We start from the raw sequence: 14,496 nt of genomic DNA, 5'->3' as shown, positions 1-14,496 counted from the left end.
CTTCCTTATGCTCCAACTGCGTTGTCTACGGCCTTGCGTACTGCTTTATCGGCGCGCTTGATCTGCTTGCCGGTGACCTTCTTGGCATCGGCAGCGAGGTGTTCTGCCCGCCAGGCGATGCTCGGCCGCCCCTCGGTGTCAACGGAAGCCAGGAGGACGCCTCCTGTGAGGGAAATGTTCTTGAGGAGCCGGGCCTTGCGGGCAATCCGGCCTTCCTTGGTGCTGATATCGGCTGAGCGCCACTCGACATAAGAGTTAAGGGCCGAGGTCACAACCAGCACAGTTGCAGCGAAACGGGAAAGCTTGCCCAGGCCGAGCAAGGTTCCTGCGCCCAGCTGGGCGCCTCCGATAACGCGGGCAAGGGTCTTCTCGTCTGCTTTGAAGGGCAGCGACTCCGATGCGCGACGCAGCACAGGCGAGAGTTGCTTCGCGGTGTCGTCCGCGTTCCGTAGCTTGTCCAGACCTGCGACGACGAAGCTGGACGCGAGCATGGGACGCGCGAGAAAACGGATAACAGACATGTCTTGCCTCCTGGATGGCCTTGCCACACTTTTCGATGAGTGTTGTGTTCACGGGGTGCAGTCTGCTCTAGTCTTGCACCTTTGCGGAATATTTACCCAGCGGCGGCCGTTGTGAACAACAGGTGCGGTGGAGACCGGACCGCGGCATGGCGTTGCCGCTTCGCTGAACGGAGTTGGTTTTTTGACTTTGGTTAAGGACCGGGCGGTCCTGTCCGAGCCTGGGTATGGTTCACAGCTGGTTTCACCGAAGCTGACAGTAGACTTGGCAACGATGAGCACCATTGAACCGGCCGCAGCGGCCATGTATGAAGCAGCCGACTCGTCCGCAGAGGGCACTGCGGAGGCGCCGGCCGCCGTCGACGTCGCAACTGAGACGTCCGAGCAGCGGCGCGCCCGATTCGAGCGCGACGCCATGCAGTACGTGGACCAGTTGTACTCGGCGGCGATGCGGATGGCACGGAACCCTTCGGATGCGGAAGACCTGGTCCAGGAGGCCTACACAAAGGCCTTTTCCGCTTTCCACCAATACAAGCCCGGAACCAACCTCAAGGCGTGGTTGTACCGCATCCTGACCAACACCTACATCAATCTCTACCGGAAGCGTCAGCGGGAGCCCCTGCAGTCGAATTCGGACACGATTGAGGATTGGCAGTTGGCCAAGGCCGAGTCGCACACCTCCGCAGGGCTGCGGTCCGCGGAAGCAGAAGCGTTGGACCATCTGCCGGACTCCGACGTCAAGAACGCGTTGCAAGCCATCCCGGAGGAGTTCCGGTTGGCGGTCTACTTCGCGGACGTCGAGGGATATGCATACAAGCAGATCTCAGAAATTATGAACACTCCCATCGGCACAGTGATGTCGCGGTTGCACCGCGGCAGGAAAATGCTGCGGGACATGCTGGCGGACTATGCCGCCGAACGGGGCTTCAGGGCCCACACCGAAGATCAGGCCGCGGCCGGAAGCAACAATCAGGAGAAAGAGAAATGAGCGACTGCCAGGGATTGGGCGATTGCGACGATACGCGAATGCAGCGGATTTATGAGTACCTGGACGGTGCGTTGACCCGCGAGGACCTCACTGAAATCAAGCAGCACCTCGACACCTGCGAGGAATGTGCCGAGCAGTACGACCTCGAGTGCCTTATCCGCACCATGGTTAAGCGGTCGTGCACGGAGTCCGCGCCGGAAAACCTCAAAAATTCCATTCTTGACAGGATTCACTCCATCAAGTCCGTGGACGCCTGATCCGTCCTGGCAAAGTGTATTAAGCGTCGAGGGCCCCGGAAACCAGATGGTTTCCGGGGCCCTCGTTTTTAGGCATGTGACACTAAGCCGCTGGCTTAGGTGTTGGGACGCTTGCCGTGGTTCGCGCCGCCACGCTTACGGTCACGACGCTTACGTGCACGCTTGCTCATAGCTGGCCTCCTTCAAGGATTGATACTCAATAAAGCTGCCCTCCAGTTTCGCACACCCGGGTGCTGCGTCGCGAACCGGCGCCGCCCAGAGCGGAACAGGACGTCAGCTCCGCAGCGAATTTCGGATCGATATGCGTGCTTGGTCCAGCACGGTACGGACTGTCTCAAGGGCCACAGGCGTCAACGGATGCGAAGCGCCGTGCTGGCGCAATTCAACCCGGATGTCATCCCTGAAGGACTGGACCATCAGCTCAGCTTCCTTGAGGATGCGTTGGCTCTCCGGCGTGTGCCCCCCGGTCCGGCTTCGGGAGGCGGCTGCTGAAGCACTGCTGCGTGCGGCCTCCGCGGTGGCTGCCAGGTCTGCCCGCAAGCCACGCATGTTGGTCCTGATGTCCTCCCGCAGGTTGTCAGCGAGCCGCCTGACCGACGCCGAGATGGTGTCTTCTACATCGGCCAGTTCAGCACGTCTGCCATCCAACTCGGCGCGGCCGGCGTCGGTGATGAAGTATGTGGTGCGCCTGCCTTCGGTCTCGGTGGCGACGAGTCCTTCTTCTTCCAGCTTGCCCAGGCGGGGATAGATGGTGCCGGCGCTGGGGGAGTAGGTGCCGCCGAAACGGTCGCCCAGGGCCTTGATCAGTTCATATCCGTGCTTTGGGCCTGCTTCGAGCAAGGCAAGCAGGTAGAGGCGCAGGGCCCCGTGGGCGAAGACCGGGGGCATCAGAGGCCCGCTTCCCCGCTGGCCGGATGGTCGTGGTCCGGGGTGGGTGCGGAGGCATGCATGATGTACGTCTTACCGGAAACCGTGTTGGTGCGGACCAACATCAGCCGCTCGTCGGGTCCCACGATGGTGTGCACGTTGCTGCCCGGTTGGGCGTACATCTGATTGTCGATCACCACTGATCCGCTGGCCGACTTCGCGACGATGTCCAAGCCAACGTCGTGGGGCAGCCGGATGGTCAGGTCGCCGGAGACGGAGTTCGCCCCAAGATCGTTCGTGTAGTCCTGGAGGTCGAAGCTGAGATCGCCGCTGACAGTGTTCGCACGGACGTTCTTGAACGTGCCCGACGCGGTAACTTCGCCGGAGACGCTTTTGGCGGTCAGGACGCCGTCGTGGTTTCTGGCGATGACCTCGCCGCTCACCGTGTTGACGTGGAGTTCGCCGCTGGTCCCGTCCGCCATGACGGAACCGGAGACTGTGTTCAGCCGGGTGCGCCCGCTGGTGCCCGACACCATGCCGTCGCCGCTGACTGTACCCGCTTCGACATCGACGCCGTTGGGGAGGGCGATGCCCACCACCACGGAGTTGGTGCTGGTGTTGTTGACCGTGCCCATCAGGTTCCGGAACCAGCCTTGCGGACCCTGTAGCTGATGGCGCACTTCAAGGCGGCCATCCACCAGGGTGACAGTCAGCGGGTCGCCGGTGATCTCGCTGATTTCGATCCGGACAAAGTCCTCATCATGGGTCACCACGTCGAAGCGACCCTTGACGATTCCCAATTTCAGCGAGCGGACGTGGTCCACTTCGATGGTTTGCGGACCAGTTACGGTCCATAGCTCCTCAGACATGTCCCCTCCAGATTGCGATATATCGCGTTGATGGAACTCACGATATATCGCGAATCGGAGGGGTGCAATGGTTTGCGAGAATCAGGCAGGCTGGCAAACCCGTATACCTGCTACTCAGGCTGGGCGATGTTGAGCCATTGGAACCAGCCGCGGTGCAGGACAAGCCACGCAATCAACCCGTAGCCCGCCTGGCCCGGAGTTCCTCCGTTGGCTGCAAGGTCCGTCCTCCACTGTTCGTGATTGAGCAGGGGCGAGAAGGTGTCAACGTAGTGGTGGTTCCGCCGGGTGGTGACATCGGCAAACGCCGTGTTGAGCTCGGCAAGCCGCTTGTTCCGGGCGGGATCGAGCGTAGGCGGGGGACCCACCACAAAGACCTCAACGCTGCTGTGTGAGGCCCCGTCCAGGATATTTGCGAGGTTCAGCCTGCTCCGCGCAGTGGACAAGCCAAACTCCAGGTCGCGGCCGGACAAACCGATCACCAGGCGGTTCTCGTGGGTGTCGCTGAAACGCCGGCCCGCTTCATCCTGCCAACGCGCGGCGAGCCCCTCGGTCCCCTCCATGGGACAGGGGAGCGGGAAACTCTCCACTACGACGGAGTCCTGGGGCGTACGGGCAAGCACTCTTCCGAGCCAACCCAATGCGCGGGGATCCCCCAGGCCCGCGAGCAGTTCATCTCCTACAGCTGCAATGCGCAGCTTCCTGTCTTCCACGGTTACCTCTTCACACTCGTTACGGTCCTTGCACGGTTCAGGCTCAACAGCCGGTTCGGGAACCGGTACCTGTCCCATTAAACAGAACTGCCCGGCCTGAGGCGCGCTTATCGCTCCTCGGGCCGGGCAGTTTCGGTTTTACTTGCGTTCGAACGCCTGCTTGATCAGGGCATCCTGTTCAGCAGCGTGGCGCTTCATGGAACCAGCAGCCGTCGACGCAGACGCCGGACGCGACACCAAGCGAAGCTTGCGATCGAGCTCCGGTGCCAGGTTCAGGCCCATGAACGGCCATGGACCCTGGTTGGCGGGTTCGTCCTGCGCCCACACGACGTCAGCGTTCGGGTACTTGGCAAGCTCCGCATCGATCTCAGCCTTGGGCAGCGGGTAAAGCTGCTCTACGCGGATGATGGCTGTGGAAGTATCGCCGGACTTCTGCCGGTTGGACAGGAGATCGTAGTACAAACGGCCCGAGACCAGGATGACGCGGTCAACGTTCGCCGGCTGCACCTCAGGATCGCTGATGACCGGCCTGAAGGCGCCGTTCGTGAAGTCTTCGACGGCGGAAGCGGCGCCCTTGAGGCGCAGCAGCTGCTTGGGCGTGAAGATGATCAACGGCTTGCGCGGACGGCTGTAGGCCTGGCGGCGGAGCAGGTGGAAGTGCGAAGCGGCCGTGGTGGGGTTCGCCACGATCATGTTGTCCTCGGCGCACATCTGCAGGAAGCGCTCAATGCGTGCGGACGAGTGGTCCGGACCCTGGCCTTCGTAACCGTGCGGCAGCATGAGCACCAGCGAAGAACGCTGGCCCCACTTCTGCTCAGCCGAGGAGATGAACTCGTCAATGATGGTCTGCGCACCGTTGACGAAGTCACCGAACTGGGCTTCCCACAGGACCAGGGCATCGGGGCGCTCTACAGAGTAGCCGTATTCGAAGCCCATTGCGGCGTATTCGGACAGCAGCGAATCGTAGATCCACAGCTTGGCCTGGTCATCCGAGAGGTTGCCCAGCGGAAGCCATTCGTTGCCGTTGGCACGGTCGTGGAAGACCGCGTGGCGCTGGACGAACGTTCCGCGCCGGGAATCCTGGCCTGCCAAACGAACGGGCACGCCCTCCATGATCAACGAGCCGAAGGCCGCGATCTCGCCGAAGCCCCAGTCGATGCCGCCTTCACGGGACATCTGCTCGCGCTTCTCCAACAGCTGCTTGAGCTTGGAGTGAACGGTGAAGCCATCCGGGATTTCCAGGTGGGCCTTGCCGATGCGGGCAAGCGTCTCAGCGGAAATCGCGGTGGATGCCGGGGAGTTGGTCCCGAAGTCCGCCTGCTGCGCGATAGGCCGCTCGATGTCCGAGACAGCTGCCGAGTCCGCGGTGATGATCGGAATCGGCGATGTCTGGGCAGCGTGCGTTTCAGCGAAGACCCGCTCAAGGCGTTCCTGGTAGTCGCGGAGCAACTGCTCTGCTTCTTCCTCGGTGATGTCACCACGGCCGATCAGCGACTCGGTGTACAGCTTGCGGACGGAGCGCTTGGCCTCGATCAGGTTGTACATGAGCGGCTGGGTCATCGAGGGGTCGTCGCCCTCGTTGTGGCCGCGACGACGGTAGCAGACCATGTCGATGACGACATCCTTGTGGAAACGCTGACGGAACTCGTAGGCGAGCTGTGCAACGCGGACCACGGCTTCAGGATCGTCGCCGTTCACGTGGAAGACCGGTGCCTGGATCATCTTGGCGACGTCCGTGGAGTACGTGGACGAACGCGAGGAGGACGGAGCGGTGGTGAAGCCAACCTGGTTGTTGACGATCACGTGGATGGTGCCACCCGTGCGGTAACCGCGGAGCTGAGAGAGGTTGAGGGTTTCAGCCACAACGCCCTGGCCCGCGAAAGCTGCGTCACCGTGGACCATGATGGGCAGGACAGGGAAGGACTCACCCTGGTCCAGGCGATCCTGCTTGGCGCGGACGATGCCTTCAAGGACAGAATCCACGGCCTCGAGGTGCGACGGGTTCGCGGCGAGGTAGACCTTGGTCTGCTTGCCGTTGTCCGAGGTGAAGGTGCCTTCGGTGCCGAGGTGGTACTTGACGTCACCGGAGCCCTGGACCGAGCGTGGGTCCTGGGTGCCTTCGAATTCGCGGAAGACCTGGGCGTACGTCTTGCCTGCGATGTTGGTCAGCACGTTGAGGCGGCCACGGTGGGCCATGCCGATGGCAACCTCGTCCAGGCCGTCGTCGGCTGCGTCAGAGATGACGGCGTCGAGCAGCGGAATCAGCGACTCGCCACCCTCCAGGGAGAAGCGCTTCTGGCCGACGAACTTGGTCTGCAGGAAGGTCTCGAAAGCCTCAGCCGCATTGAGCTTGGAGACAATGCGGAGCTGCTCTTCACGGCTCGGCTTGGAGTACGGGTGCTCCAGCTGGTCCTGGAACCATTTGCGTTCCGCCGGTTCCTGGATGTGCATGTACTCGATGCCGGTGGTGCGGCAGTAAGCATCGCGCAGCACCCCAAGGATGTCGCGGAACTTCAACTGCGGCTTGCCGCCGAACCCGCCCGTGGGCCATTCGCGGTCCAGGTCCCACAGCGTCAAGCCATAGGTCAGGACGTCCAGGTCCGGGTGCTTGCGCTGGACGTACTCAAGCGGATCGGTGTCGGCCATCAGGTGGCCGCGCACGCGGTAGGAGTGGATCAGCTGCTGGATGCGGGCGACCTTGTTGATCTCGTCGGCCGGATCCACCTGCAGGTCCGGGCTCCAGCGCACGGGCTCGTACGGGATGCGCAGGGCTTCGAAGATCTCGTCGTAGAAGTTCTGCGCGCCGAGGAGCAGCTGGTGGACCAGCTTGAGGAACTCGCCACTGCCCGCGCCCTGGATCACGCGGTGATCGTAGGTGGATGTCAGCGTCAGGATCTTGCTGATGGCGTTCTGGGCGATGATCTTCTCGCTGGCGCCCTGGAACTCCGCCGGGTAGTCGAGGGCGCCGACGCCGATGATGGCAGCCTGGCCCTTGGAAAGGCGCGGGACGGAGTGGACCGTGCCGATGCCGCCGGGGTTGGTCAACGAAACCGTGGTGCCGGCGTGGTCATCGGCCGTCAGCTTGCCGTTGCGGGCGCGCTTGATCAGGTCCTCATAGGTGTGCCAGAACTCGGCGAAGTCCATGGTCTCGGCCTTCTTGATGTTGGGAACCATCAGGAGGCGCGTGCCATCGGGCTTGGGCATGTCGATGGCGATGCCGAAGTTGACGTGCGCGGGCTGCACGGCGCTTGGCTTGCCGTCGATTTCGTCGTAGTAGACGTTCATCGAGGGGAACTGGGACAGCGCACGGACAACGGCGTAGCCGATGAGGTGCGTGAAGGACACCTTGCCACCACGTGCGCGGGCCAGGTTGGAGTTGATGACCACACGGTTGTCGATGAGCAGCTTGGCGGGGACTGCCCGGACGCTGGTGGCGGTGGGTACTTCCAGGCTGGTCACCATGTTGGTGGCGATGGCCTTGGCCGGGCCACGCAGGACGGAGACGACGTCTTCTTCCGGCGCGGTGGGGGCCTTGGTGCTCTTGGGCAGCTGGGCCGGTATGGGCTGTGTTGCGTTGCCGCCGGCGGGCTTCTTTGCTCCGTCCCGGGCAACCGTGGCCGGTTCTTTCTTGGCCGGAGCCGGTGCTGCAGGGGCAGTCTCCGTGGCAGCTGCGGGAGCGGCCGGCGCCGGTGCCGGGGCCGCTGCGGCCGGAGCCACTACGGGAAGTACTTGGGTTGGGGGATTGGCAGCTGCTGGAGCTGCGGAGGTTCCGTTGGAAGAAGTGCCGTCAGCGGAGGCAAAGGATTCGAAGAGCGGCCACCACTTGGCGTCGACCGAATTCTTGTCCTGTTGGTACCGCTCGTACAGTTCGTCAACGAGCCACTCGTTTCCGCCAAATTCCTCTGGTAGACGGTGGCTGGGCTGCTCTGGCACTTGAAATACGCCTCTTCCATGAGTGTTGTTTTCCCGCTGGCCAAGGTTGCTTTTCCGCAACGATGGGACAGGGTCCGGGTCCCGCGAACTCAGACCCCTGACAGTCTAGTTAGGATCGTTGGTTAACTGCCAATAGTGGTGACCTAAATCATGTTGGAGCTGACTTAGTGGACCAAGGCGTCCATTAATGTGCGGTAACCCGCGTGTGGGATCCCTGCCGGCGGACTGTAGACTGAAAGTCTTATGGACAGTAAATCTAGGTGCCGGCCTGGGAACTGTCGGGGGAGTCAATCTGGCAACTCCGCACAGCGTGCCCGTCGAGCCGGCAATACCCGTTCACATGCCCATCACGCGCCGGCGTTTACTGCCGGTGGTGCCGCAGACCATGCGTCCGCGGCGCCCGACCAGCCTCCGCCGGGGCGAATCCCCTGGCCGATGGCGTTATCCCCATTGCACTTGCCCACCCTTGGAGTGATGCGCTAGGTGGAATGGATTCTTCTCCTGGCCGGATTTGCCCTGATTCTTGGCACCGGCTTTTTCGTAGCAGTTGAGTTTTCCCTGGTAGCCCTGGACCAGTCCAGTGTCCAGCGTGCAGTCGACAACGGCGACCAAGCGGCCGCCCCGTTGCTGAAGTGCCTGAAATCGCTCTCCACCCAGCTCTCCAGTTGCCAGCTCGGCATCACGCTGACCACGCTGTTGACTGGTTTCGTGATGGAGCCCTCCGTTGGGCAGTTGCTGGTAGGGCCCCTGGGCCTGCTGGGCCTTCCCCCCGAGGTGGTGCACTCTGTCGCGTTGATCGTTGCGATGGCCTTCGCGACCCTCCTGTCCATGCTGATCGGCGAGTTGGTTCCCAAGAACATGGCCATCGCCCTTGCTTTCCCGTTGGGCAAGCGGCTCGCCCGTCCGCAGCTGATGTTCACGGCGGTCTTCAAACCGGCGATTGTGGTGCTCAATGGCTTCTCGAACAAGGTGCTGAACCTTTTCGGTCTTGAAGCCAAGGAAGAGATCTCGGGCGCACGCACCCCCGCGGAACTCGCTTCGTTGGTTCGGCGTTCCGCTGAGCTTGGGACGCTGGATGCCGGCACGGCCAACTTCGTGGCGCGAACCCTGAACTTTTCGGGACGCACCGCGGCGGACGTCATGACCCCGCGCATCCGGATGGAAACAATCGACGCCGACCAGTCGGTGGCGGACATTCTGGATGCCGCCCGTAGGACCGGATACTCGCGGTTCCCTGTCATTGGTGATTCCACGGACGATATCCGCGGGGTGGTCCACGTTAAGAAAGCCGTGGCCGTACCCGCTGAGCGCCGTTCCAAGCTCCAGGCCGGAGCGATCATGACGGATGTCCTTCAGGTTCCGGAAACCATCCACTTGGATGCGCTCCTGTCGGAACTGCGTGAGGGCAACCTGCAACTTGCCGTTGTCCTGGATGAATACGGTGGCACGGCCGGCATCACCACCCTCGAAGACTTGGTGGAAGAGATTGTGGGCGAAGTGGCGGACGAGCACGACAAAGTCCGTCCCGGTGTGCTGCAGAGCGCATCCGGGGACTGGTACTTCCCCGGCCTTCTGCGGCCAGACGAAGTAACAGAGCAAATCCCCAACCTGGTAGTCCCTGACGAATCCGCCTACGAAACCGTGGGCGGGTACGTCATGAGCCAGCTGGGACGCATCGCGAAGACGGGCGACGTCGTGGACGCGGTCGGCGGCACGCTGACCGTGACCAGGATGGATGGCCGGAGAATCGACAGGATCTGCTTCCATCACGTGGAGACGGACGAGTCGTCCCCGGAGGACGCAGAAAGCGCGCGTCATGAAGCAGGTGCCCTATGAGCGACTGGGTAGGAATCCTCTGGCTTGTCGTGCTCCTGATCGGCAACGCGTTCTTCGTGGGTGCCGAATTCGCAGTCATGTCGGCCCGGCGCAGCCAGATCGAACCTTTGGCGGAGGCGGGTTCCAAACGCGCGCAGACAACATTGCGCGCCATGGAAAATGTCTCGCTCATGCTGGCTTGCGCCCAATTGGGCATCACCGTTTGCTCGCTCCTGATTCTTCAGGTGGCCGAGCCCGCCATCCACCATTTGCTGGCTGAGCCCCTTGAATTGGTGGGCGTTCCGGTCGAGTTGGCGGATATCATCGCCTTCGCGATCGCCTTGCTGTTCGTAACGTTCCTGCACGTCACCTTTGGCGAAATGGTTCCGAAGAACATCTCCGTGTCCGTGGCGGACAAGGCAGCACTGCTGTTGGCCCCGCCGCTGATGTTCATTGCCCGCTTGGTTAATCCGGTCATTTGGACCCTCAACTGGCTGGCCAACCACATCCTGCGGTTGATGAAGATCGAACCCAAGGATGAGGTGTCTTCCTCGTTCACGTTGGAAGAGGTTCAATCGATCGTCCAGGAGTCCACGCGACATGGATTGGTGGACGATGACGCTGGTCTGTTGAGTGGAGCCTTGGAGTTCTCCGAACACACGGCGTCCCACATCATGGTTCCGCTGGACAAGCTCATGGTGCTCAAGACGGCGTCCACCCCCGTGGACCTTGAAAAGGCAGTCAGCCGGACGGGTTTCTCACGTTTCCCGATGGTGGACGACGACGGCGAACTCGCCGGGTACCTGCACGTGAAGGACATCTTGTCCATCCCGGAGGAGGGCCGGAAGCACCCCATTGCCGAAGGCCGGATCCGTTCCTTGGCCAACCTGGCACCGGATGACGAGATCGAGCAGGCCATGTCGGTCATGCAGCGCACAGGATCACATTTGGCGCGAGTCGTTGGTGCGGGTGGCGACACCCAGGGCGTGCTCTTCCTTGAGGATGTCATTGAGCAGTTGGTGGGGGAGATCCGGGACGCCACCCAGGCGACGGGGATCCGCCGTTATGGTGGCCAGCAAGCCCAATAAGGCACAGTGAGCCAGTTCTGGCGTCGGTCGTTATCGATCGACGCCAGAGTTGTCTAAATAGGAATCATTCCTATTTAGGGCTACACTGAATCCCGTCAGTAATTGTGTTTGATTCTCATTTTGAGTAGATCCGAGGTCTTCGTGCGTCGTTCCGCCGTCCGCCTGTCCCTGGCCGCTTCTGCAGGCCTTGCCGCGCTCCTCCTGTCCTCCTGTGCCGGCCCGGCCGGGGCGGGCAACCAGTCCCAGTCAGGTGCCATCGAGGTAGTTACCTCGACGAACGTTTACGGCGACATCGTCAAGGCCGTCGGCGGGGACAAAGTGGACGTCAAGGCGATCATCACCAAGACCAGTCAGGACCCGCACTCCTATGAGGCCAGCGCCCAGGACAAGCTGGTCATTTCCAAGGCGAAGCTCGTGGTGGAGAACGGCGGCGGGTACGACGAGTTCCTGCACAAAATCGCGGACGAGACCAAGATCGGCCACGAGAACATGATCAGTGCCGTCGAGGTTTCGGGGCTCGCTCCCGAGGAGGAATCCCACAGCGCGGACGCCCACAGCGACGAGCCCCACGCACACGACCACGGCGACTTCAACGAGCACGTCTGGTACAGCCTGGACACCATGGGCAAGCTCGCTGATGCGGTGGCGGCCAAGCTCGGCAGCCTCGACGCCGGGTCCGCTGCGACCTTCACCGGTAACGCGGATGCCTTCAAAGCAAAACTCAATGGGCTGACCACCACGTTGAATAACGTTAAGGCCGCCAACGAACACCAGCCCGTGGCCATCACAGAGCCGGTTCCCCTGTACCTCCTTGAGGCGGCAGGCCTTGAGAACAAGACTCCCGAGGCCTACAGCGCCGCCGTCGAAGAGGGAACCGATGTACCGGCCTCGGTACTGAAGGAGACAACTGACCTCCTCGCTTCCAAGTCTGTGCGGTTCCTCGCCTACAACGAGCAGACCGAGGGCCCGCAGACCGAAGCCGTCAAGCGCGCGGCAGAAGCTTCCGGGGTGCCGGTACTGAACTTCACCGAGACGCTGCCGGAGGGCAAGGACTACGTCCAGTGGATGACTGACAACGTCGAGTCCATCGCCTCGGCATTGAAGAAGTAACCCTACCCAAGGCCCACCTGAGGTAAAGGGTCCTGTCGGCGTCCTAAGATATTCAGGATGGCTTCGGGGCCTTTTGCCTGCCACCAGAACAGCAGTTATCACCAGCACCAGAACTATTGCGTTCCCAGCAGCGCTTGGATCGAGGACAACTTTTGACACCGGTAGTGAGCCTCCGCGGCGCCAGCCTGCAGTTCGGCAAGAGGACACTCTGGCGGGACCTGGATCTCGACATCAACCCGGGAGAGTTCTTCGCCGTCCTGGGGCCCAACGGCAGCGGTAAGACGAGCTTCCTGAAGGTCCTCCTTGGATTGCAGGAACTCCATTCCGGCACCGTGTCCTTGGGCGGCCACCCGGTGGAAAGGGGCAGCAAACGGATCGGCTACATTCCACAGCAGAAGGCGTTCGCGCCAGATACCCCCTTACGTGCCCGCGACCTGGTGGGGCTTGGGATCGACGGACACCGCTGGGGCATCAGGCTATCGTCGGGCAAGGTCAACCAACGGATCGACGACTTGCTGGAGCAGGTAGGTGCCTCCGATTACGCCAAGGTTCCTGTGGGCCAACTGTCCGGCGGTGAGCAACAACGGCTCAGGGTGGCCCAGGCGCTTGCCTCGGAACCGCAGGTCCTGCTGTGCGACGAGCCGCTGCTTTCGTTGGACCTGCATCACCAGCAAGGCGTGAGCGCGCTGATCAACAAACAGTGCCACGAGAGGAACAGCGCCGTGGTTTTCGTGACCCACGAGATCAATCCTGTGATCGACTACGTGGACCGGGTGCTCTACCTGGCAGGTGGGCAATTCCGTGTCGGAACGCCACAGGAAGTCATGACCACGGAAGTTCTTTCGGAACTGTACGACAGCCATGTGGAGGTCATCCACACGAACGGCAGGATCGTCGTCGTCGGTCTTCCCGACGCAACCACGCACTTCCATGACGATGCCCACGCCAGCGTCGGGGAGGAACTCTAAATGGACCTGGATTCTGTTTTTCGGACCATCTTCAACTTCGAGAATTACTCGGAGCTGCTGGTCCTCGTCCAGAACTCCATCTGGGCCGGCGCCGTCCTGGGGCTGCTTGGCGGCCTGGTTGGCACATTCGTGATGAAACGCGATCTCGCGTTCGCTGTTCACGGCATCTCGGAACTTTCCTTTGCCGGAGCGGCTTTTGCGCTGCTGATTGGTGCCGACATCATCTTCGGGTCCTTGATCGGCTCGGTGGCCGCGGCAGTGCTGTTGGGCTTCATGGGCGTCAGGGCCCGGGATAAGAACTCGATCATCGGCGTCATCATGCCCTTCGGCCTGGGCCTGGGAATCCTGTTCCTGGCGCTGTATGAGGGCAGGGCTGCGAACAAGTTCGGGCTGTTGACGGGGCAGATCGTGTCCGTTGACACCGTTCAGCTGCAGGTTCTCGCGGGGACTGCCGTAGTTGTGATGCTTGCGTTGGTGGCTATCTGGCGGCCGTTGAGCTTCGCCAGCGTGGACCCAGAGATGGCGGAGGCGCGCGGTGTGCCTGTGCGTGGACTGGCGATAGGCTTCATGGTTCTACTGGGCGTCAGCGTGGCGCTGTCCATCCAGATCGTTGGCGCACTGCTGGTGCTTGCCTTGCTGATCACCCCCGCTGCAGCTGCGCTCAAGGTGACTACCTCGCCCAAGTTGGTGGTGGTGCTCAGCGTGGCCTTTGCCATGACCGCCACCGTGGGCGGCATCCTCCTGGCCCTTGGAAGCAGGATCCCCATCAGCCCCTACGTCACCACGTTGTCGTTCCTGATCTATGTGGTGTGCCGGGTGATCGGACGCGTGCGCGCCAACCGCGGCCTCAACGGGCGTGTGTCGCGGGAACAACCAGCGGGAGCGCTTTAGAGCTTTCCGGCGGCTTTCTTCGCAGTGCACTCCGGGCAGAGCCCGAAGATTTCAACCGTGTGCGCAACCTCGGTGAAGCCGTGTTCCGTGGCAGTGCGGGCAGCCCAGGTCTCGACGGCGGGGGCCTCCACCTCGACCGCCTTGCCACAGTTGCGGCACAGCAAATGGTGGTGGTGACCCGTGACAGCGCAACGACGGTAGACCGCCTCGCCTTCGCCGTTGCGCAGGACATCGATCAGTCCGTCATCAGCCAGGGACTGGAGGATGCGGTATGCGGTGGCAAGGGACACTGAAATGCCCTTGTTTTGCATCAGCCTGTAGAGCTCCTGGGTGCTCACAAAGTCGTCCAATTCGTCCAGTGCAGCGCTGACAGCCAAGCGTTGCTTGGTGACCCGCTGCTCCTTCACACCGCTGGAGGCCGGCGTAGCCGGGCCTGTCGTGGTGGAACTGGTGCCGTGTGGCATTGACTGACTCACTTCCGT

14 protein-coding genes are annotated in these 14,496 nt (G+C 62.1%); 7 read left to right on the top strand and 7 right to left on the bottom strand.

Going from position 1 to position 14,496, the window contains the following annotated elements; translation table 11 throughout:
* Positions 1-5 precede the first annotated feature (5 nt).
* On the bottom strand, positions 6-521 hold the full coding sequence (locus J2Y68_RS14885; protein WP_309994526.1) for a DoxX family membrane protein: 516 nt from the start codon (positions 519-521) through the stop codon (positions 6-8).
* Positions 522-702: 181 nt separating this feature from the next.
* Between J2Y68_RS14885 and J2Y68_RS14880 the strand changes: the two genes are divergently transcribed.
* Positions 703-1,506, top strand: coding sequence for a sigma-70 family RNA polymerase sigma factor (locus J2Y68_RS14880; protein ID WP_309994525.1), 804 nt, complete (start codon positions 703-705; stop codon positions 1,504-1,506).
* Positions 1,503-1,763, top strand: coding sequence for a mycothiol system anti-sigma-R factor (rsrA, locus tag J2Y68_RS14875; RefSeq protein WP_309994523.1), 261 nt, complete (start codon positions 1,503-1,505; stop codon positions 1,761-1,763). The genes J2Y68_RS14880 and rsrA overlap by 4 nt, the downstream gene beginning before the upstream one ends.
* A 95-nt stretch (positions 1,764-1,858) precedes the next feature.
* Here rsrA and J2Y68_RS22035 read toward each other — a convergent pair whose 3' ends face one another.
* The 5 genes from J2Y68_RS22035 to J2Y68_RS14855 form a co-directional block, all read right to left on the bottom strand.
* Positions 1,859-1,933 (bottom strand): 50S ribosomal protein bL37, encoded by a 75-nt coding sequence (locus J2Y68_RS22035; RefSeq protein ID WP_369299106.1) that lies wholly within the window; start codon positions 1,931-1,933, stop codon positions 1,859-1,861.
* A 103-nt stretch (positions 1,934-2,036) separates the two neighbouring features.
* On the bottom strand, positions 2,037-2,651 hold the full coding sequence (locus tag J2Y68_RS14870) for a PadR family transcriptional regulator (RefSeq protein WP_309994521.1): 615 nt from the start codon (positions 2,649-2,651) through the stop codon (positions 2,037-2,039).
* Positions 2,651-3,499, bottom strand: a complete 849-nt coding sequence (locus J2Y68_RS14865) for a DUF4097 family beta strand repeat-containing protein (protein WP_309994520.1) — start codon at positions 3,497-3,499, stop codon at positions 2,651-2,653. Before J2Y68_RS14865 ends, J2Y68_RS14870 begins: the two co-directional genes overlap by 1 nt.
* Before the next feature lie 110 nt (positions 3,500-3,609).
* Entirely contained in the window at positions 3,610-4,209 is a 600-nt protein-coding gene (locus tag J2Y68_RS14860; protein WP_014922202.1) for a GDSL-type esterase/lipase family protein, read from the bottom strand.
* Positions 4,210-4,347: 138 nt separating this feature from the next.
* The gene (locus J2Y68_RS14855; RefSeq protein ID WP_309994518.1) at positions 4,348-8,142 is read right to left on the bottom strand and encodes a multifunctional oxoglutarate decarboxylase/oxoglutarate dehydrogenase thiamine pyrophosphate-binding subunit/dihydrolipoyllysine-residue succinyltransferase subunit; all 3,795 of its coding nucleotides are present in this window, start codon (positions 8,140-8,142) and stop codon (positions 4,348-4,350) included.
* A 483-nt stretch (positions 8,143-8,625) separates the two neighbouring features.
* Between J2Y68_RS14855 and J2Y68_RS14850 the strand changes: the two genes are divergently transcribed.
* From J2Y68_RS14850 to J2Y68_RS14830, 5 genes are all read left to right on the top strand, one after another.
* Positions 8,626-9,978, top strand: coding sequence for a hemolysin family protein (locus J2Y68_RS14850; RefSeq protein WP_309994516.1), 1,353 nt, complete (start codon positions 8,626-8,628; stop codon positions 9,976-9,978).
* Complete coding sequence (locus tag J2Y68_RS14845; protein ID WP_309994515.1) at positions 9,975-11,045, top strand: hemolysin family protein; 1,071 nt, start codon at positions 9,975-9,977, stop codon at positions 11,043-11,045. Before J2Y68_RS14850 ends, J2Y68_RS14845 begins: the two co-directional genes overlap by 4 nt.
* A gap of 108 nt (positions 11,046-11,153) precedes the next feature.
* Positions 11,154-12,155: a metal ABC transporter solute-binding protein, Zn/Mn family gene (locus J2Y68_RS14840; protein ID WP_309994513.1), complete on the top strand. Its 1,002-nt coding sequence runs from the start codon at positions 11,154-11,156 to the stop codon at positions 12,153-12,155.
* A gap of 152 nt (positions 12,156-12,307) precedes the next feature.
* The gene (locus tag J2Y68_RS14835; RefSeq protein ID WP_211711516.1) at positions 12,308-13,123 is read left to right on the top strand and encodes a metal ABC transporter ATP-binding protein; all 816 of its coding nucleotides are present in this window, start codon (positions 12,308-12,310) and stop codon (positions 13,121-13,123) included.
* A complete protein-coding gene (locus J2Y68_RS14830) occupies positions 13,124-14,014 on the top strand; it encodes a metal ABC transporter permease (RefSeq protein WP_309994512.1) in 891 nt (296 codons plus the stop codon). It abuts the gene before it with no gap.
* On the opposite strand, the gene J2Y68_RS14825 is transcribed toward J2Y68_RS14830, so the two are convergent.
* Positions 14,011-14,478: a Fur family transcriptional regulator gene (locus tag J2Y68_RS14825; RefSeq protein WP_309994585.1), complete on the bottom strand. Its 468-nt coding sequence runs from the start codon at positions 14,476-14,478 to the stop codon at positions 14,011-14,013. The genes J2Y68_RS14830 and J2Y68_RS14825 overlap by 4 nt on opposite strands.
* Between the last annotated feature and the right edge of the window lie 18 nt (positions 14,479-14,496).

Source organism: Paenarthrobacter nitroguajacolicus (genome assembly GCF_031455195.1).
Classification (GTDB): domain Bacteria; phylum Actinomycetota; class Actinomycetes; order Actinomycetales; family Micrococcaceae; genus Arthrobacter; species Arthrobacter nitroguajacolicus_D.
Note: the sequence above shows the minus strand (reverse complement) of the source record. Positions and strands in the feature narration are given on the sequence as shown.